The sequence below is a fragment of the Actinomadura madurae genome (assembly GCF_047130825.1).
Lineage (GTDB): Bacteria > Actinomycetota > Actinomycetes > Streptosporangiales > Streptosporangiaceae > Spirillospora > Spirillospora madurae.
On the sequence record NZ_CP083237.1, the window covers coordinates 8789292 to 8807068 of the forward strand.

Here is a 17777-nt window from a genome sequence, read left to right on the forward strand (position 1 = left end):
TGGCGCTGTGGGCGGTATATCTCGCGTTTATTGCATTTGGTGTTAATACTTGCGGGTGTGGCGGCGGGGACAGTAGTTTCGTCGGGCGAGCGGAGCGGCGGGCCTGGGGCGGCCCGGACAGCTGGGGAGCCATGAAGAAGCGTACCGACAGGAAGATCGCCATCGCGGGCACCGCGGCGGCGGCCGTGCTGCTGCCGACCATCATGGTCGGGCTCGCGCAGGCCGGGGTCGGCGTGCCGAAGGGCAGGTCGGAGGCTTCCGGGAACGCCAAGCCCATCCCGTCGTTCGGGCCCGCCACGCAGCCGTCCGCGCCTGGCCCGGCGTCGCCGACGACGTCACCGAAGGCCCCGAAGCTGCCGAACGTCCCGCTGAACGGCAACCCGTTCGGCACCGGCGGCGGGTCGCCGAGCCCCACCGACCCCGACTCGAACACGGGCAGCCACGGCAAGAAGCCGCACATGCCGCCCGGCGCCGGGTCGGGCAAGTACGCCAAGGCGCCCGACGGCGCCACCATCACCGGCGTCAAGAAGGTCGCCTCGCGGATCTTCGACGTCACGATCGCCTCGCCCGCGCTGGGCGCGCAGGTCAAGACCCGCGTGATGGTGCCGAAGAGCTGGAAGTCCAGCACCACCAAGACGTGGCCGGTCGTGTACGCGTACCACGGCGGCAACAACAACTACACGTCGTGGACGAAGGACTCCAACATCGAGCAGGTCGTCGGGCCGTACAACGCGATGGTCGTGATGCCCGAGGGCGGCTGGAACGGCTCCTATACCAACTGGTACAACGGCGGCAAGGGCGGCATCCCCGAGTGGGAGACCTTCCACATCCGCGAGGTCATCCCGCTGATGGAGCGCAACTTCCACGCCGGGTCGGTGCGCGCCGCGATCGGCCTGTCGTCCGGCGGGCAGGGCGCGATCACCTACGCCGAGCGGCACCGCATCTTCAAGTACGCCGCGTCCTACAGCGGCGCCCTGAACATCACCGCCCCCGGCATGCCGCTCATCCTGACGTCGATGAACCGCGAGGCGGGCACCGCCATCTGGGGCGACCCGATCACCGCGCGGGCGAACTGGCGGGCGCACGACGCGACCGTGAACGTGGCCAGGCTGAAGGGCGTCGGCGTCTACGTCTCGTCCGGCAACGGCCAGCCCGGCCCCTACGACAAGCCCGACACGCCGCCGCACGACGCGGGGCGGATCGGCGAGCAGCTCGCCGGCACCATGAACGAGAACTTCGTCGCCGCCGCCAAGCGGGCGGGCGTCCCCGTCACTTCGCACCTGTACGGGCCGGGGATGCACAACTGGAAGTACTGGCGCGTCGAGCTGCGGCGCAGCTGGCCCGCCATCGCCAAGACCATCGGCGCCGGCAGGTCCTGACCCCGCGGTGAAGGGCTTCGCGCGGCGGGAGTTCCAGCTCGTGCTGCTCCGCCGGATGGCCGACTACCAGCCGGAGCTCGTCGAGGACGCGATGCGCTCGCTCGGCGCCGACCGCACCGAGATGCGCGAGATCAACGCGCGCTGGCAGCGCATCGTCCGGTCCCGGACGTTCCCCCGCGGGCGCCGCCGCTACGAGGCGGTCCTCGGGCCCGCGACCGTCGCGGAGCGCCGGATCGGGGACGTCGTCTGCGACGTGGCGCGGTGGCCGCCGTTTCCGCTCTGGCCGGGCCTGCGCTTCGAGATTCTCATGGCCCCGGACGGGACGGTCGTGCACGAATGGCTCGTCCGGGACGAGGGCGCCCCGGTGCCGCGGCTGGAGACCGTCGACGACCTCGTCCCGTGGTCCTGCGTGGTCGGTGACGTCGACGAGCGGTTCGGTGCGGTGGCGCACCAGGACGGCGACGCGCCGAGCCGCTGGCACGCGACCCTCACCGCACCGGACGGGACCACCTACGTCGCCCATTTCGTCTGGGGCCTCCTCCAGACGGTGGTGAGTGTCTGACCTGTCCGAAATGTTGGGGCGATCTTGGCCATTCCGGAAACCGTCGATGGCGCGGGCGTCCCTAGCGTGGACGTCATGCGAGCTATGCGGGACCGGCGATGCCCGAGGTGACCGCCATCCCTCCCGGCTTCCCGGCGTGGACCGATCTGGGCACCCCGGACCTGGAGGCGTCCAGGCGGTTCTACTGCGGGCTGTTCGGCTGGTACGTCTACGAGCTGGCCATCCCGGGGCGGAACGACTACCTCATGTTCACCCTCGCCGACGTCGGCGGGCCGGAGGTCGCCGGGATGCAGGAGCTCGCCGACGACACCCAGCCCCCGTCCTGGACCTGCTTCTTCCGCAGCGACGACATCGACGCCAGCCTCGCCGTGGTGGAGGCCGAGGGCGGGCGGGTGCTGGTGGAGCCCTCGGACGTCGCGCATCTGGGCCGCTTCGCGGTGTGCATGGACTCCCAGGGCGCCGAGTTCGCGCTGTGGCTGCCGTTCGACCGGTCGGTGGGCGCGGGCGTGGCCGACGAGCCGTCCGCCCGGTGCTGGGTGGAGCTGGCCTGCGAGGACATCGAGGAGGCGCGGCACTTCTACGGCAAGGTCTTCGGATGGGACGCGGTCGAGCGCCAGTACCTGGCCGGCGGCGCCCCCTACACCAACTGGAGGGTCGGCGACTGGTCCCTGGGCGGCATGGTCAAGCTCGACGACCGCTTCCCGCCGGACTTCACCGCCCACTGGATCCCCTACTTCTGGGTGACCGACCCCGTCGCCGCCACGGAGAAGGCCGTCGATCTCGGCGCCCGGGTCCTCCTCCCGCCGACCGAGGTCGGTCCGGGCCGCTTCTCCGTCCTCATCGACCCGACCGGCGCCCGCCTGGGGCTCTTCACTCCGGCGCCCGGCCGCCGTCCGTCGATCCCGCCGGACGATCCGGGGCGCGGAGGCGGCCGAGGAGCATGAGGACGAGTTCGTCGATGACCTCGTCGAGGGTGGCGTCGACCCAGCCGGCGCTCCAGTCGTGCAGGAGGCCGTTGATGCTGCCGATGAAGGCGGTGGCGGCGATCCGGTAGTCGCGGTCGGCGATCTCGCCGCGGTCGGCGGCGGCGGCCGCCTCGGCGCAGATGAAGTCGACCCAGCGGGCGCGCCGGGTGAGGCGCTGGCGGTCCATCCGGGGGCTGACGCCGACGATCTCGACGAAGGCGATGCGGATCCGGGCGCGGTCGGCGGTGATGCCGGCGGCGTAGGCGCGGAAGAGGCGGGCGGTGCGCTCGGCCAGTGCGAGGCCCTCGACGGACGGGAGCGCGGCGACGACGTCGCGCTCGGCGGCGTCGTTCACTTCGAGGTGCAGGTCGGCGAGGAGGTCCTCCAGGGTGCGGAACTCCTCGTAGAACTGGCGGGTGGACAGCCCGGCCGCCTCGCTGAGCGCCGCGACCGTGGTGCCCCGGTAGCCGGGGCCGCGGCCGAACATCTCCAGGCCGGCGTCCAGGAACCGGCGGCGGCGCTCGGCGCGGCGCTCGGCGGCGGACCGGCCGCCGTACCTGCCGGTCGGTGTCGCGCGCCTGCCCGCCACGTCGCTCCCTCCGCTTGCTGGACGGCATTTTCCCGCAAATGGGGTCTTGTGCGGCACATCACCCTGCCTTACTGTCCAGTAACCAGGGTTCGAACACGACCATTTTCACACCGGAGACCCACCCCCTCCTGGAGGACACGATGCCTTCCCGAAGTCTCCGACGTGGTACCGCGCTGCTGGCCGCCGCCGTCCTCGCGATGACGGCGATCACCGGTGCCATCCCCGCGCGGGCGGCCGGCCCGCTCCGGGACGTGATGGCCGTCGGCAACGGCCAGGGCGGCACCGTCAGCTTCATCGACACCGCTACCTACGCCAACCTCGGCTCCATCAACGTCGTCCCCGACCTCCAGGAACGCCTGGACGCCATGACGCCGGTGGAGCGCATCGGGTACGAGACCGTCAACGCCGCGCAGGGCTACCGCAAGCTCGTCGACGACATGGCCGTCTCCCCGGACGGCAGCACCATCTACGTCTCCCGGGGCGCCCTGTCGGACGCCGTCGCGTTCGACATCGCCTCGAAGCGGATGCTGTGGCGGCGCAAGACCGAGGGCTTCAAGGCCGACCACGCCGCGCTGTCGCCGGACGGGACGCGGTTCATCGTCTCCGCCACCACGGCGAGCAAGGCCGAGGTCATCGACACCGCCACCGGCGAGCTGGAGACGACCTTCGCCACCGGCACCTACCCGCACGCCAACGACTACTCGCCGGACGGGAGGATCGTCTACAACTCCAGCATCGGCGTCACGTCGCTGCCGAAGCTCCTCAACGGGCTGAAGGGGTCGAAGGCCGTCACCGCGGTCGACGCGTCGACGTTCCGGCCGCTGCGCACCTACACCTTCGAGTACGGGATCCGCCCGGCCGCGTTCACCCGCGACAACCGGACGATGTACGCGCAGCTGTCCTACCTCAACGGGTTCGTCGAGTACGACCTGACCGCCGGCCGGATCACCCGGACGGTGCGGATGCCGTTCAGCGACAAGGCCGCCCAGATGAAGCCGGACGACTATCCGCAGAACTCCGCGCACCACGGCATGGCCATGAACCCCGACGAGTCCAAGCTGTGCGTGGCGGGGACCATCGACGACTACGTCTCGATCGTCTCCCGTCCGGGCCTGACGACGGACGGGACCGTCCACTACCCGACGGACGCGCTGCCGTACTGGACGCAGACCAGCCCGAACGGCCGGGACTGCTTCGTCTCCCTCGCCGAGGAGGACCAGGTCTCCGTCGTCGACTACCGGACGGCCCGGGAGGTCGCCCGCATCGACGTCGGCCGGTTCCCGCAGCGGGAGCGGGCCGCGAAGCTCACCGTCGAAGCCGTCGCCTCGCTCGACCCCGCCAGGGGCTGAGCCCGGGACCAGTCACCGCGCGGCCCGCCTCCCCCGCCGGGCCGCGCGGTGACCTTTGCGTGCGCCCGCACGGGCGCCGCTAATGTACGCAGGATTGTTGACAATTTGGGTTACAAGGCTGAGGGTGGGGGGCATGAGTACTAGTGCCCCCTCCAGTCCTCTCCTCGTCGTCAGCGCCCACGCGGGCGACTTCGTGTGGCGCGCCGCCGGCGCGATCGCCCTGGCCACGGCGCGCGGCGACCGCGCGAAGGTGGTCTGCCTGAGCTACGGCGAGCGCGGCGAGTCCGCCCGCGCGTGGCGGGAGGGCAAGGGCCTGGCGGAGATCAAGGAGCTGCGGCGCGGCGAGGCGGAGGCCGCGGCGGCGGAGCTGGGCGCCGAGATCGAGTTCCTGGACGCCGGCGACTACCCCCTGCGCGAGACGCCCGAGCTGGTCGACCGCCTCGTCCGGGTGTACCGCGAGTTCGAGCCGGCGGTCGTCCTGACGCACACGCTGGCCGATCCCTACAACGGCGACCATCCGGCGGCGGCGCGGATGGCGTTGCAGGCCCGGGTGCTCGCCCAGGCGATCGGCTACGAGGCGCCGGGCGAGCCGCTCGGGGCGCCGCCGGTGTTCTTCTTCGAGCCGCACCAGCCGGAGCAGTGCGACTTCAAGCCCGACGTGCTCCTGGACATCACGCCGGTGTTCGACCGCAAGCGCAAGGCGATGGAGTGCCTGCCCGCGCAGCAGCACATGTGGGACTACTACACCGACCTCGCCAAGCGGCGCGGCGTCCAGCTGAAGCGCAACGCGGGGCCGAACCTCGGGCTGCCGCACGACACGCGCGCCGAGGCGTACGTCCGGGTGTACCCGCAGACGACGGGGGAGCTGGCGTGAGGACGGTCGTCGTCACGAACCCCCCGCGCGCCGAGGCCGCGTCCGTGGACGCGCTGGCCGGGTACGGCGTGGCGACCGTCCACGAGGCGACCGGGCGGACGGGCTACCTCGGCCCGTCGATCCGCCCGGTCCACCTCGGCTCGCGGATCGCCGGGACGGCTGTGACGGTGCTGTCGTGGCCGGGCGACAACCTGATGATCCATGTCGCGGTCGAGCAGTGCCGCCCCGGGGACGTGCTGGTGGTGACGACCACGTCGCCGTCCACCGACGGGATGTTCGGCGAGCTGTTCGCGACCGCGCTGCAGTACCGGGGCGTGCGGGGGCTGGTCATCGACGCGGGCGTGCGGGACGTCGCGGAGCTGCACGCGATGGGCTTCCCCGTGTGGTCGGCGGCCGTCAGCGCGCAGGGGACGGTGAAGGCCACGCCGGGGGCGGTCAACGTCCCGGTGACGATCGGCGGGCAGGTGATCCGGCCGGGCGACGCGGTCCTCGCCGACGACGACGGGGTGATGTGCGTCCCGCGCGAGTCCGTCGCGGACGCGGTGACCGCCGCGCGGGCGCGCGAGGAGAAGGAGGCCGCGACCAGGGCGGCGTTCCAGAAGGGCGAGCTGGGGATCGACCGGTACGGGCTCCGCGACCGGCTCGCCGGGATGGGCATCGAGTACGTCGAGTACGGCGAGCACGGCACCTCATGAGCGGTGTCCGCTGCATGCTGATGCGGGGCGGCACGTCCAAGGGGGCCTATTTCCTGGCCGCCGACCTGCCGCCCGGCGCCGCCGAGCGCGACGACCTGCTGCTGCGGATCATGGGCAGCCCGGACGCCCGGCAGATCGACGGGATCGGCGGGGCGCACCCGCTGACCAGCAAGGTCGCGATCGTGTCTCCGTCCGCCGCCGCGGACGCCGACGTCGACTACCTGTTCCTGCAGCTCGGCGTGGCGGAGGCGACCGTCTCCGACCGGCAGAACTGCGGGAACCTGCTCGCGGGCGTGGGGCCGTTCGCCGTCGAGCGCGGCCTGGTCGCGGCGGGCCCGGACCGGACGGGCGTCCGCATCCGGATGCTCAACTCCGGCAGCGTGGCGACCGCGACGTTCCCCACCCCGGGCGGCACCGTGGACTACGACGGGGACACCGCGATCTCCGGCGTGCCCGGCACCGCCGCGCGGATCGATCTGGACTTCGCGGGGACGGAAGGATCGTCCTGCGGGGCGCTGCTTCCCACCGGCCGTCCCCGCGATGTGATCGACGGTATCGAGGTCACCTGCGTCGACAACGGGATGCCGGTGGTGGTCGCCGCCGCGTCCTCGTTCGGCGCCACCGGGTACGAGAGCGACCTGTCGCACCTGCGCGACCGGGTGCGGTCGCTCCGGCTCAAGGCCGGCGAGCGGATGGGGCTCGGCGACGTCGGCCGGTCCTCGGTGCCGAAGACGACGCTCGTCGCGCCGCCTCGCGACGGCGGGCTGATCAGCACCCGCACGTTCATCCCGCTGGAGATGCACACCTCGATCGGCGTGCTCGGCGCCGTCACCGTCGCCACCGCGGTGCTGATCGACGGCGCGGTGGGCCACGACCTCGCCGAGCCGCCGCCGAACGGGGCGCCTCTCGGCATCGAGCACCCCACCGGGCGGCTGGACGTGACGGTCGAGCTCGACGGCACCGCCGTCCGCCGGGCCGGGATCGTCCGGACGGCCCGCAGGCTCTTCGACGGAACCGTCTTCCCCCGGAGGTCCCGGTGACCATCAAGCACGAGATCGCGCAGCTGAGCCATGTCGAGCCGCTGCGACCCGGACGGCCACGAACTGGAGCTCTACTGGGAGTCGGAGTGGTACGAGGCGCCGCCTGAGCCGGCAGGCCGAGCGCGCCGAGGGCCAGGCGTGGGGGCTGAAGACCAGCGAGTCCTTCCACACCCATGGAACTCCGCCGGTCGAGTATCCGTAGCGGGGTGAAGGGAAGCGGCCGGTCAGCCGGACAGGCGCCTCAGCAGGTCGCGGCTGGCCGCGGCCATGGTGGGCGGGACGTCGAGCTCGTCCAGCATGGTCGCCGCGGCCTCCATCTCGGCGGCGCGGCGGACGGCGTGCTTGTACGTCCCGTCCACGAGCCGGTCCACGGTGTGCTCGCCGGCCGCGGACAGCTCCTCGACGATGTTGCCGCGCAGCCAGTCCTCGCAGCCGGCCGCCCGCGCCGCCTCCAGTGCCTCGACGACCGACCCGGCGAGCCCCTTGAAGAACACGCTGCGGAGCAGCTTGCGGCCCGCGGCCGCGCCGGCCTCGGCGTCCATGACCTCGACGCGGGCGCCGAGCGGGCCGAGCAGGGCGGCGGCGCGGGCGGCGCCGTCCCCGGCGGCCAGCATCGGCGTGCGCAGCCCGCGGCCGGGCACCGGCGCCATGATCGCGACGTCGGCGAACGGGACGCCGCCCTGCCGGGCGATGCCGTCCAGCTCCCGCTTCAGGCCCGGCGACCCGGTGTTCAGGTCCGCCCAGACCGCGCCGTCCCCGACCCCGCCGATCCCGGCCTTGAAGGCCGCGACCGCGTCGTGCGCGCTGTTGACGCTCAGCACGAGGTCGGAGCCGGACGCGGCCTCCCTCTCGCTTCCGGCCTGGACGATCCCGCCGGACGCCGCGACGAGCGGGTCGTAGCCGCGCACGACCGCCCCCGCCGCCACGAGGTCGCGCGCGATCGCGCCGCCCGCCTCACCGAGCCCCAGTACGGCGATGACCGTCATGCGTCCCTCCCTCGCGTCCGGCATCCGCGTCACCGGCTACCCTAGATCAGCGACAAAATTGGCGACAATCTGGGGGACCCCGTGAGCGACGTGGTGGCCGGGATCCGCGAGGCGATCCTGAGCGGCGAGTTCGTCCCGAACCAGCGGCTGATCGAGGCCGACCTGTCCGAGCGGTTCGCCGCGAGCCGCGCCGGCGTGCGGGCGGCGCTCGTCGAGCTCGCCAACGAGGGCCTGATCGAGCGCGTCCAGAACCGCGGCGCCCGCGTCCGCGCCGTGTCCCTGGAGGAGGCCGTGGAGATCTCCGAGGTGCGGATGGTGATCGAGGGGCTGTGCGCCGCCAAGGCCGCCGAGCGCGCCACCCCGGCCGACGTCGCCGCCCTCCAGGAGATCGGCGAGGCGATGCGGACCGCGGTCGCGTCCGGCGACGTGCTCGGCTACTCCCGGCTCAACGAGCGCCTGCACAGCCGCGTCCGCGAGGTCAGCGGCCAGGCCACGGCGTCGGAGGTGCTGGAGCGGCTGCGCGCCCAGAACGTCCGGCACCAGTTCCGGCTGGCCATGCACCCCGGCCGGCCCCAGGTCTCCCTCCCGCAGCACCTGGACATCATCGACGCCATCGCCGCCCGCGACCCCGCCGCCGCCGAGGAGGCGGCCCGCGCCCACCTCCGCAGCGTCATCGAGACGCTCCGCGAGATAGCCCCGTAGCGGCGCCGTAGCGGAAAACCCTTCGCGGTCCTCCTCTCCCGGCCGTTACGGTCACGGTGCCGCACAGGGCGATCTTGCCCGGCGGCGGTCGTCATCAGAGAGAAGAGGAGGATCCCCGATGACAACCACGACCCTTGCTCTGACCAAGGTCCGCAACATCGGGATCATGGCGCACATCGACGCCGGGAAGACGACGACCGCCGAGCGCATCCTCTTCTTCACCGGCGTGTCGCACCGCATCGGCGAGGTCCACCACGGCAACACGGCGCTGGACTTCATGAAGCAGGAGCGCGACCACGGCATCACCATCACGTCCGCGGCCACGACCTGCCACTGGGACGGGCACACCATCAACCTGATCGACACGCCGGGCCACGTCGACTTCACCATCGAGGTCGAACGCTGCCTGCGCGTGCTCGACGGCGCCGTGGCCGTGTTCGACGGCGTCGCGGGCGTCGAGCCGCAGTCGGAGACGGTGTGGCGCCAGGCCGACCGGTACGGCGTGCCGCGGATCTGCTTCGTCAACAAGCTCGACCGGGCGGGCGCGGACTTCGCGCGCTGCGTCGGCATGATCAGGGAGCGGCTCGGGGCCGTCCCGCTGGTCATGCAGCTGCCGATCGGCGCCGAGGCCGGGTTCGCCGGGGTCGTCGACCTCGTCTCCGAGCGCGCCCGCGTCTGGTCGGACGGGGAGTACGCGGTCACCGGCGTCCCGCCGGGCATGGCCGAGGACGTCCGCGCGTGGCGGGCCGCGCTCATCGAGACGGTCGCCGAGCGCGACGAGGAGGCCATGGAGCTGTACCTGGCCGGCACGGAGCCGTCCGAGGAGCAGCTGCACGCGGCCGTCCGGCGGCTCACGGTCGCGTCCGCCGTCACCCCGGTGCTGTGCGGGAGCGCGTTCAAGAACAAGGGCGTCCAGCCCCTGCTCGACGCGGTCGTGCGGTACCTGCCGTCACCGCTGGACGTGCAGGACGTCTCGGACGACCGGCCGCTGGCCGCGCTCGCCTTCAAGATCATGGCCGACCGGCACCTGGGCCGGCTCACGTTCGTCCGGATCTACTCCGGGCGTCTCGTGGCGGGCGCGCAGGTGCTGAACAGCGTGAAGGAGCGCAAGGAGCGGATCGGCAAGATCTACCGCATGCACGCGGACGCGCGGGAGGAGATCGCCTCGGCCGGGGCGGGCGACATCGTCGCCGTCATGGGCCTGAAGCAGACCACCACCGGCGAGACGCTGTGCGACGCCGCCCATCCGGTGGTCCTGGAGTCCATGGACTTCCCGGCCCCGGTGATCGAGGTCGCGATCGAGCCGAGGTCCAAGGCCGACGTGGAACGGCTGGGCGCCGCCGTCCAGCGGCTCTCGGAGGAGGACCCGTCGTTCCAGGTCCACGACGAGGACGGGCAGACCGTCATCGGCGGCATGGGCGAGCTCCACCTGGAGATCCTCATCGACCGCATGAAGGAGGAGTACGGCGTCGAGGCCAATGTCGGCCGTCCGCGGGTCGCCTACCGCGAGACCGTCCGCCGGGCGGTGGAGCGGGTCGACCTGACGCACCGCAAGCAGTCGGGAGGCAAGGGCCAGTACGCGAAGGTGCAGATCTCCGTCGAGCCCATCGAGGACGGGTACGAGTTCGTCAACCGGGTCACCGGCGGGCGGATCCCGAAGGAGTTCATCCCGTCCGTGGACGCGGGCTGCCAGGAGGCGATGCAGACCGGCGTGCTCGCCGGGCACGAGATGACCGGCGTGCGCGTCACCCTCCTGGACGGCGACTTCCACCCGGTCGACTCGTCCGAGCTCGCCTTCAAGATCGCCGGTTCGCTGGCGTTCCGGGAGGCGGTCCGGCGCGCGTCCCCGGCGCTGCTCGAACCGGTGATGGCCGTCGAGGTCATCACCCCCGAGGAGTACCTGGGCGCGGTGATCGGCGATCTCAACTCCCGCCGGGGCCGGATCGAGGGGACCGGCGAGCGCGCGGGCGCGTGGACCGTCCAGGCCCTCGTCCCGCTGGCGGAGATGTTCGGCTACGTCGGGCACCTGCGCGGGACGACGTCGGGCCGCGGCGTGTTCACCATGCGGTTCGCCGCCTACGCCGAGGTCCCGCCGGCGGTCGCCGAGACCGTCATCGCGGCCGGCTGAGGCCCGACCGGGGCTGAGGCGCGACCGGGGCCGTACCGAGGTGCGGCCCCGGTCAGCTCCAGATGGTCACGTAGACCGGCGGGCGGAAGCGGGACGGCGGCACGCCCGAGCCCGGGGAGCGCATGATGTGCAGCGCCTCGGCGGTCGCCAGGAACCGGCGGAACACCCCGGCCGGCGGCGGCCGGCGGTCCGGCGCCAGCGTCGTGGCGTGCCAGCGGATCTCCAGCGGGGTCGCGGGGGTCGCGATGACGTGCAGCTCGCCGCGCTGGACGCGCGGCGCGACCAGATGGGCGAGGGCGATCGCGAGGCCGTCGCCGTCCGCTGCGGCGGCCCAGGCCGCGGTCTGGTTGGGGTAGACCCGGATCCTGTCCTCGGGCACCTTCAGCCGGCGCAGCAGCCGCGCGGTCTCGCTGCCCGGGTCGGTGCCGGACGGGTCGACCAGCCACAGCGGGCGCGGGGCGGGGACCGTGCCCACGGCGACCAGGGCGGCGCGGTAGACGGGCTCGCTGACGAGGCCCGGGTCGTCGGCGAGGCGGGGCCCGAGGGCGACGTCGGCGAGGCGGTTGTGCAGCAGGACGGGCATCTCGCGCCCGGCGACGACGCCCGCGCTGCCCTCGACGGGACGGGACGAGCGGGCGGCGAACGCGTCCAGCAGCGGGGTCGCGACGAACTCGGCGATGGCGGGGACGGCGACGACCCGCAGCGCCTCGGGCGCGCCCCGGGCCGCGCGGACCGCGCCCTCCGCCTCCGCGCCGAGCACCACCATCTGCGACGCGATCGGCAGCAGGCGCGCGCCGCCCTCGGTCAGCGTCATCCCGCCGGGCCCGCGGACCAGCAGCGGGTCGCCGAGGTGCTGGCGCAGCGCGGCGAGCGCCTGCGACACGGCGGGCTCGCTCACGTTCAGCGCCCGCGCGGCCTCCTTAACCGAGCCGAGCCGGGCGACGAGGACGAAAGCGCCGAGCTGCGTCAGCGTCATACCGCCCAGTCTGGACCTCCGGGCGGCCCGCGTTAACCCTTCGCTTATCCGGCTGTTGTCCCTGGATGCGGGCGGAGTGAGAATCTCGTCACATCCCACTCCGAGGGGGACGCCGTGCAGGTTCCCGCGAACTTCGAGTACGCGAAGGCGACGACCGTCGAGGAGGCGCTGGCGCTGCTGGCGCGCCACGGCGACGAGGCGAGGGTCCTGGCGGGCGGCCACAGCCTGCTCCCGATGATGAAGCTGCGCCTGGCGCAGCCCGAGGCCCTGGTCGACATCAACGACGTGGCGGAGCTGGCCCGCATCCGGATCGAGGGCGACGCCCTGTGCGTGGGCGCGCTCGTCCGGCACGCCGAGCTGCTGGGCTCCGCCGTCGCGGGGGAGCACTTCCCGATCCTGCACGACGCGGAACGGGTGATCGCCGACCCGGTGGTGCGCAACCGGGGGACGGTCGGCGGCTCGCTCTGCCAGGCCGACCCGTCCGAGGACCTGGCGGCGGCGTTCGCCGCGCTGCGGGCGTCGGCGGTGATCAGGGGCCCGGACGGGGAGCGGGTGGTGCCGGTCCGGGAGTTCCACACCGGCCCGTACGAGACGGTCGTGGAGCCCGGCGAACTGCTGACCGAGCTCCGGGTGCCGATCCGCCCCGGAGGTTCGAGCGCCTACGTCAAGGTCGAGCGGCGGGTGGGGGACTGGCCGCTCGCCGCCGCGGGCGCCGTGCTGAGGCTGGCGGACGGGCGGATCGCCGAGGCCGGGATCGGCCTGACGGCCGTGCGGGCGGAGCACTTCACCGCCGCGGAGGCGGAGGACGTGCTGCGCGGCGCCGTCCCGTCCGAGGAGGTCTTCGCCGAGGCGGGGCGGGTGGCCGCCGAGCACTGCGACCCCGGGTCCGACCAGCGGGGCCCCGCCGACTACAAGCGCCACCTGGCCGGGGAGCTGACCACCCGCGCGCTGCGCCGCGCCTACGAGAGGTGCCTGCCGTGAACATCACCGTGACGGTCAACGGGCAGCCGTACACCCACGACGTCGAGCCGCGGCTGCTGCTCGTCCACTTCCTGCGGGACGAACTGGACCTCACCGGGACGCACTGGGGGTGCGACACGTCCAACTGCGGCGCCTGCGTCGTGTGGCTGGACGGGGTGCCGGTGAAGTCGTGCACGGTCCTGGCGGTGATGGCGTCCGGCAAGGAGGTCCGCACCGTGGAGGGCCTGGAGCGGGACGGGGAACTGGACCCCGTCCAGAAGGGCTTCAGCGAGTGCCACGGCCTCCAGTGCGGGTTCTGCACGCCGGGGATGCTGATGACGTCGCGGTGGCTCCTCGACCACAGCCCCGACCCGTCCGAGGCGGAGATCCGCGAGGCGGTGTCGGGCCAGATCTGCCGGTGCACCGGCTACGAGAACATCGTCCGGTCCGTCCGGTGGGCCGCCGAGCACTCCTCCCGGGAAGTGACGTCATGAGCGAGGTCGTGAGCGAGAACGGGCACCGCGGGTTCGGCAGGGTGCCGCGCAAGGAGGACGCCCGGTTCATCCGGGGCAAGGGCACCTACGTCGACGACATCAAGCTGCCGGGGATGCTGTACGGGGCGGTGCTGCGCAGCCCTCACGCGCACGCCCGGCTCGTCTCCGTCGACACCACGGCGGCTGAGGCGCACCCGCAGGTCAGGGCGGTGATCACCGGCGAGACGCTGGCCCGGCTGAACCTCGCGTGGATGCCGACGCTGTCCGGCGACGTGCAGGCGGTCCTCGCGACCGACAAGGTGCGGTTCCAGGGCCAGGAGGTCGCGTTCGTCGTCGCCGAGTCGCACTACGCGGCGCGGGACGCGCTGGAGCTCATCGACGTCGACTACGAGGCGCTGCCCCCGGTGATCGACGCCCGCGAGGCGCTGGACGACGGCGCCCCGCTCATCCGCGACGACGTGGAGGGCCGCGCCGACAACCGCATCTTCGACTGGGAGGCGGGCGACGCGGACGAGACCGCCCGCGTCTTCGACGAGGCCGAGGTGGTCGTCGCCCAGGACGTCCTGTACCCGCGGGTCCATCCGGCGCCGCTGGAGACGTGCGGGATCGTCGCGGACATGGACAAGGTGACCGGCAAGCTCACCGTCCACACCACGACCCAGGCCCCGCACGCGCACCGCACCGTCTACGCGCTCGTCGCCGGGCTGCCCGAGCACAAGATCCGGGTCGTCTCGCCCGACATCGGCGGCGGCTTCGGCAACAAGGTCGGCATCTACCCGGGCTACGTATGCGCCATCGTCGGGTCGATCGTCACCGGCCGCCCGGTCAAATGGATGGAGGACCGGTCGGAGAACCTGATGACGACCTCCTTCGCCCGCGACTACCACATGCGGGGCGAGATCGCCGCGACGCGGGACGGGCGCATCCGCGGCCTGCGCGTGAAGGTGCTCGCCGACCACGGCGCCTTCAACGGCACCGCGCAGCCGACCAAGTTCCCGGCCGGGTTCTTCCACGTGTTCACCGGTTCCTACGACATCGAGGCCGCGCACTGCGCCGTCACCGGCGTCTACACCAACAAGGCGCCCGGCGGCGTCGCCTACGCGTGCTCGTTCCGCATCACCGAGGCCGCCTACCTGGTCGAGCGGATGATCGACGTGCTGGCGGCCGAGCTGGACACCGACCCGGCGGAGCTGCGGCTGCGCAACCTGCTGCGCGCCGACCAGTTCCCGTATTCCACGGCCACCGGCTGGGAGTACAACTCCGGCGACTACCCGCGCACCCTGCGCAAAGCCCTCGACATCGCGGGCTATGACAAGCTGCGCGCGGAGCAGGCCGACCGGCGCGAGAGGGGCGACGGGCCGCTGATGGGCATCGGCATCAGCTTCTTCACCGAGGCCGTCGGCGCCGGGCCGCGCAAGCACATGGACATCCTCGGGCTCGGCATGGCCGACGGCGCCGAGCTGCGCGTCCACCCGACCGGGAAGGCGGTGCTGCGCATCTCCGTCCAGACGCAGGGCCAGGGGCACGAGACGACGTTCGCGCAGATCGTGGCGGAGGAGCTGGGCATGCCGGTGGACGACGTCGAGGTCGTCCACGGCGACACCGACCAGACGCCGTTCGGCCTCGGCACCTACGGGTCGCGGTCGACGCCGGTGTCCGGCGCGGCGACGGCGGTCGTCGCGCGGAAGGTGCGCGAGCGGGCCCGGATCGTCGCGGGCGCGATGCTGGAGGCCGCCCCGGAGGACCTGGAGTGGACGCCGGGACGCTGGATCGTGCGCGGCGACCCGTCGTCCGGGGCCACCATCCAGGAGATCGCGATGGCCGCGCACGGCAGCCTCGAACTCCCGGAGGGGGTCGAGGGGCATCTCGACGCGACGACCGTCTACAACCCGCCCAACCTCACCTACCCGTTCGGCGCCTACATCGCCGTCGTGGACGTCGACCCGGGAACGGGCAAGGTCACCGTCCGCCGGTTCGTCGCGGTCGACGACTGCGGCGTCCGGATCAACCCGATGATCGTCGAGGGGCAGGTGCACGGCGGGCTCGCCGACGGCGTCGGGATGGCGCTCATGCAGGTCATGGCGTTCGACGAGGACGGCAACCACCTCGGCGCCTCGTTCATGGACTACCTGCTGCCCACCTCGATGGAGTGCCCGTCGTGGGAGCTCGGCGAGACCGTCACGCCCTCGCCGCACCACCCGCTCGGCGCGAAGGGCGTCGGCGAGTCCGCGACCGTCGGCTCGCCCGCCGCGATCGTCAACGCGGTCGTGGACGCGCTCGCGCCCTACGGCGTCCGGCACGCCGACATGCCGCTCACCCCGGCGAACGTCTGGCGCGTCATCCAGGGGCGCCCGTTCCGCACTGACCTGGCGATCCCATGATGAACGAGAACGCGGAACTGGCGGAGCGGCTGCGCGGCGAGCGGACGCCGTACGTCCTCGCCACGGTCGTGCGGGCGGAGCGCCCGACGAGCGCGAAGACCGGCGACCGGGCGCTCGTCCTGCCGGACGGGACGATGGAGGGGTTCGTCGGAGGCCACTGCGCCGAGTCGGCCGTGCGCGACCAGGCGCTCCAGCTGCTCCGGTCGGGCCGGTCGACCCTGCTGCGCATCACGCCCGCCGCGGACACAGCGCCTCTGGAGGGGATGGTGACGGTGAGCAACCCGTGCCTGTCCGGCGGGACGGTCGACGTGTTCCTCGAAGCGGTGATCCCGCCCGCGCTGATCAACGTCTACGGCGACGGGCCGGTCGCGCGTGCGCTGACCGAGGTGGGGCGGGCGGCCGGGTTCGACGCCCGCCCGGCGGGGACGGCCGACCCGCCGTCGCCGGACGCGGCGGCGGTCGTGGTCGCCACCCACGGGCGCGACGAGGAGGCCGTCCTGCGGGCCGCGCTGGACGCCGCCGTCCCCTACGTCGGCCTGATCGCCAGCCGGAAGCGGGGCGCCGCGGTGACCGCGGACCTGGAGGGCGGCGAGCGGGTCCACACCCCGGCGGGGCTGGACATCGGCGCCCGCACCGCACCCGAGATCGCGCTGTCGGTGCTCGCGGAGATCCTCTCGCTGCGTCCCCGCGCGGAGCGCCCCGCGCAGCGGGTGTCCCCGGTGGAGGTGTCGCCGGTGGAGGTGTCGTCGGCCGAGACGGGGGAGTGCTGCCACCACGGAGGTTGACGGCCGCGCACGCCTAGAATTAGGTTCGCATTCCGACCGGTCGGTACATTCCTGCCGCCCGGGCTCCCGGTGAGAGACGGAGGCGGCGGATGCGAGCGGCACGGCAGGCATGGCGGCGGCTGGAACCGGTCCACTCGATGATCTACTTCGTTCCGGAGGCGCCGGAGCGGTACGGCGCCCTCGGCCTGGACGCCCGGACCGCCTACTTCGCGTCCCGCGCGGCGGCCTTCGGGCGCGCCTCCGCCGAGGTCGTCATCGCGACGTTCTACAACTTCAACCCCGACGTCGTCCGCGCGGCCATCCCCGCCGCCTGGGAGAAGGCGTCCCCCGAGCAGGTGCTCGACGCCCGGGCGGACGCGGCCGCCGCCGCCCTCCGCCGCGGCGGCGTCGACCGGCTCCCCGGCCTGGAGGAGACCGTCTCCCTGGCCCGCCGCGCGGCCGAGGCCGCCGGCGACCACGCCCAGGGCAGGCCCCTCTACGCGGCGCACGCGGCACTGCCCTGGCCGGACGAGCCGATCCTGCAGCTCTGGTGGGCGCAGACCCTCCTGCGCGAGTTCCGCGGGGACGGGCACATCGCCGTCCTCACCACGGAGGGCGTCACCCCGGTCGAGGCCCTCGTCCTGCACGTGGCCACCGGCACCATGCCCAAGAAGTTCCTGACGGCGACCCGCGCGTGGCCCGCCGAGGAATGGGAGGCGACCGCCGAGAGCCTCCGCGGGCGCGGCCTGCTCGACGGCGAGTCCCTCAGCCCCGAGGGCGAGGCCTTCCGCCAGCGCATCGAGGACCGCACCGACGCGCTCGCGCTCCCCGCCTACGCCGCCCTGGGCGAGGACGGCTGCGAGCGCCTCGCCGAACTGGCCCGCCCCTTCGGCAGGGCCGTCGTGGACGGCGGCCTCTTCAGCCTCTCCTAGC

General features: G+C 73.1%; 17 protein-coding genes. 14 read left to right on the forward strand and 3 right to left on the reverse strand.

The window, feature by feature from the left end; translation table 11 throughout:
• Window positions 1-131: 131 nt before the first annotated feature.
• The 3 genes from K8Z49_RS41070 (at window position 132) to K8Z49_RS41080 (ending at window position 2885) form a co-directional block, all read left to right on the forward strand.
• On the forward strand, window positions 132-1379 hold the full coding sequence (locus K8Z49_RS41070) for an alpha/beta hydrolase (RefSeq protein ID WP_021595071.1): 1248 nt from the start codon (window positions 132-134) through the stop codon (window positions 1377-1379).
• Between the two features lie 7 nt (window positions 1380-1386).
• A complete protein-coding gene (locus K8Z49_RS41075) occupies window positions 1387-1941 on the forward strand; it encodes a hypothetical protein (protein ID WP_075022159.1) in 555 nt (184 codons plus the stop codon).
• Between the two features lie 98 nt (window positions 1942-2039).
• Window positions 2040-2885: a VOC family protein gene (locus K8Z49_RS41080; RefSeq protein WP_412516724.1), complete on the forward strand. Its 846-nt coding sequence runs from the start codon at window positions 2040-2042 to the stop codon at window positions 2883-2885.
• On the opposite strand, the gene K8Z49_RS41085 is transcribed toward K8Z49_RS41080, so the two are convergent.
• On the reverse strand, window positions 2812-3495 hold the full coding sequence (locus K8Z49_RS41085; RefSeq protein ID WP_412516725.1) for a TetR/AcrR family transcriptional regulator: 684 nt from the start codon (window positions 3493-3495) through the stop codon (window positions 2812-2814). The two genes, K8Z49_RS41080 and K8Z49_RS41085, sit on opposite strands and share 74 nt — an antisense overlap.
• A 140-nt stretch (window positions 3496-3635) precedes the next feature.
• Between K8Z49_RS41085 and K8Z49_RS41090 the strand changes: the two genes are divergently transcribed.
• The 4 genes from K8Z49_RS41090 to K8Z49_RS41105 all read left to right on the forward strand — a co-directional run bounded on the left by K8Z49_RS41090 (window position 3636) and on the right by K8Z49_RS41105 (window position 7453).
• Entirely contained in the window at window positions 3636-4844 is a 1209-nt protein-coding gene (locus K8Z49_RS41090; protein WP_412516726.1) for a YncE family protein, read from the forward strand.
• A gap of 133 nt (window positions 4845-4977) precedes the next feature.
• Window positions 4978-5718: a PIG-L deacetylase family protein gene (locus tag K8Z49_RS41095; RefSeq protein WP_024935403.1), complete on the forward strand. Its 741-nt coding sequence runs from the start codon at window positions 4978-4980 to the stop codon at window positions 5716-5718.
• Window positions 5715-6413 (forward strand): 4-carboxy-4-hydroxy-2-oxoadipate aldolase/oxaloacetate decarboxylase, encoded by a 699-nt coding sequence (locus K8Z49_RS41100; protein ID WP_021595077.1) that lies wholly within the window; start codon window positions 5715-5717, stop codon window positions 6411-6413. The genes K8Z49_RS41095 and K8Z49_RS41100 overlap by 4 nt, the downstream gene beginning before the upstream one ends.
• Window positions 6410-7453, forward strand: a complete 1044-nt coding sequence (locus tag K8Z49_RS41105; protein ID WP_021595078.1) for a 4-oxalomesaconate tautomerase — start codon at window positions 6410-6412, stop codon at window positions 7451-7453. The genes K8Z49_RS41100 and K8Z49_RS41105 overlap by 4 nt, the downstream gene beginning before the upstream one ends.
• 224 nt (window positions 7454-7677) lie before the next feature.
• Here the strand turns inward: K8Z49_RS41105 and K8Z49_RS41110 are convergent, their stop codons facing one another.
• Window positions 7678-8439 (reverse strand): DUF1932 domain-containing protein, encoded by a 762-nt coding sequence (locus tag K8Z49_RS41110; protein WP_412516727.1) that lies wholly within the window; start codon window positions 8437-8439, stop codon window positions 7678-7680.
• Window positions 8440-8520: 81 nt separating this feature from the next.
• Here K8Z49_RS41110 and K8Z49_RS41115 point away from each other — a divergent pair, with 81 nt between their 5' ends.
• Window positions 8521-9141 carry a GntR family transcriptional regulator gene (locus K8Z49_RS41115; RefSeq protein ID WP_021597377.1) on the forward strand — a complete coding sequence of 207 codons (621 nt, stop codon included), beginning with the start codon at window positions 8521-8523 and terminating at the stop codon, window positions 9139-9141.
• Between the two features lie 118 nt (window positions 9142-9259).
• Complete coding sequence (gene fusA / locus K8Z49_RS41120) at window positions 9260-11269, forward strand: elongation factor G (protein WP_412516728.1); 2010 nt, start codon at window positions 9260-9262, stop codon at window positions 11267-11269.
• A gap of 52 nt (window positions 11270-11321) precedes the next feature.
• On the opposite strand, the gene K8Z49_RS41125 is transcribed toward fusA, so the two are convergent.
• Window positions 11322-12245, reverse strand: coding sequence for a LysR family transcriptional regulator (locus K8Z49_RS41125; RefSeq protein ID WP_111831873.1), 924 nt, complete (start codon window positions 12243-12245; stop codon window positions 11322-11324).
• A gap of 114 nt (window positions 12246-12359) precedes the next feature.
• On the opposite strand from K8Z49_RS41125, the gene K8Z49_RS41130 reads away from it, so the two are divergent.
• The 5 genes from K8Z49_RS41130 to K8Z49_RS41150 all read left to right on the forward strand — a co-directional run bounded on the left by K8Z49_RS41130 (window position 12360) and on the right by K8Z49_RS41150 (window position 17776).
• The gene (locus tag K8Z49_RS41130) at window positions 12360-13226 is read left to right on the forward strand and encodes an FAD binding domain-containing protein (RefSeq protein ID WP_021597374.1); all 867 of its coding nucleotides are present in this window, start codon (window positions 12360-12362) and stop codon (window positions 13224-13226) included.
• Entirely contained in the window at window positions 13223-13699 is a 477-nt protein-coding gene (locus K8Z49_RS41135; RefSeq protein WP_021597373.1) for a (2Fe-2S)-binding protein, read from the forward strand. The genes K8Z49_RS41130 and K8Z49_RS41135 overlap by 4 nt, the downstream gene beginning before the upstream one ends.
• Window positions 13696-16080 carry an aerobic carbon-monoxide dehydrogenase large subunit gene (locus K8Z49_RS41140; RefSeq protein ID WP_412516729.1) on the forward strand — a complete coding sequence of 795 codons (2385 nt, stop codon included), beginning with the start codon at window positions 13696-13698 and terminating at the stop codon, window positions 16078-16080. The genes K8Z49_RS41135 and K8Z49_RS41140 overlap by 4 nt, the downstream gene beginning before the upstream one ends.
• On the forward strand, window positions 16077-16865 hold the full coding sequence (locus K8Z49_RS41145; protein ID WP_412516730.1) for an XdhC family protein: 789 nt from the start codon (window positions 16077-16079) through the stop codon (window positions 16863-16865). Before K8Z49_RS41140 ends, K8Z49_RS41145 begins: the two co-directional genes overlap by 4 nt.
• An 89-nt stretch (window positions 16866-16954) precedes the next feature.
• Window positions 16955-17776, forward strand: coding sequence for an SCO6745 family protein (locus K8Z49_RS41150; protein ID WP_024935404.1), 822 nt, complete (start codon window positions 16955-16957; stop codon window positions 17774-17776).
• Window position 17777: the final 1 nt, after the last annotated feature.

Coding starts and splice junctions, on each gene's coding strand:
- K8Z49_RS41070 (WP_021595071.1), top strand. CDS start 132: ATGAAGAAGCGTACCGACAGGAAGATCGCCATCGCGGGCACCGCGGCG.
- K8Z49_RS41080 (WP_412516724.1), top strand. CDS start 2,040: ATGCCCGAGGTGACCGCCATCCCTCCCGGCTTCCCGGCGTGGACCGAT.
- K8Z49_RS41090 (WP_412516726.1), top strand. CDS start 3,636: ATGCCTTCCCGAAGTCTCCGACGTGGTACCGCGCTGCTGGCCGCCGCC.
- K8Z49_RS41095 (WP_024935403.1), top strand. CDS start 4,978: ATGAGTACTAGTGCCCCCTCCAGTCCTCTCCTCGTCGTCAGCGCCCAC.
- K8Z49_RS41105 (WP_021595078.1), top strand. CDS start 6,410: ATGAGCGGTGTCCGCTGCATGCTGATGCGGGGCGGCACGTCCAAGGGG.
- K8Z49_RS41110 (WP_412516727.1), bottom strand. CDS start 8,439: ATGACGGTCATCGCCGTACTGGGGCTCGGTGAGGCGGGCGGCGCGATC.
- fusA (WP_412516728.1), top strand. CDS start 9,260: ATGACAACCACGACCCTTGCTCTGACCAAGGTCCGCAACATCGGGATC.
- K8Z49_RS41125 (WP_111831873.1), bottom strand. CDS start 12,245: ATGACGCTGACGCAGCTCGGCGCTTTCGTCCTCGTCGCCCGGCTCGGC.
- K8Z49_RS41140 (WP_412516729.1), top strand. CDS start 13,696: ATGAGCGAGGTCGTGAGCGAGAACGGGCACCGCGGGTTCGGCAGGGTG.
- K8Z49_RS41145 (WP_412516730.1), top strand. CDS start 16,077: ATGATGAACGAGAACGCGGAACTGGCGGAGCGGCTGCGCGGCGAGCGG.
- K8Z49_RS41150 (WP_024935404.1), top strand. CDS start 16,955: ATGCGAGCGGCACGGCAGGCATGGCGGCGGCTGGAACCGGTCCACTCG.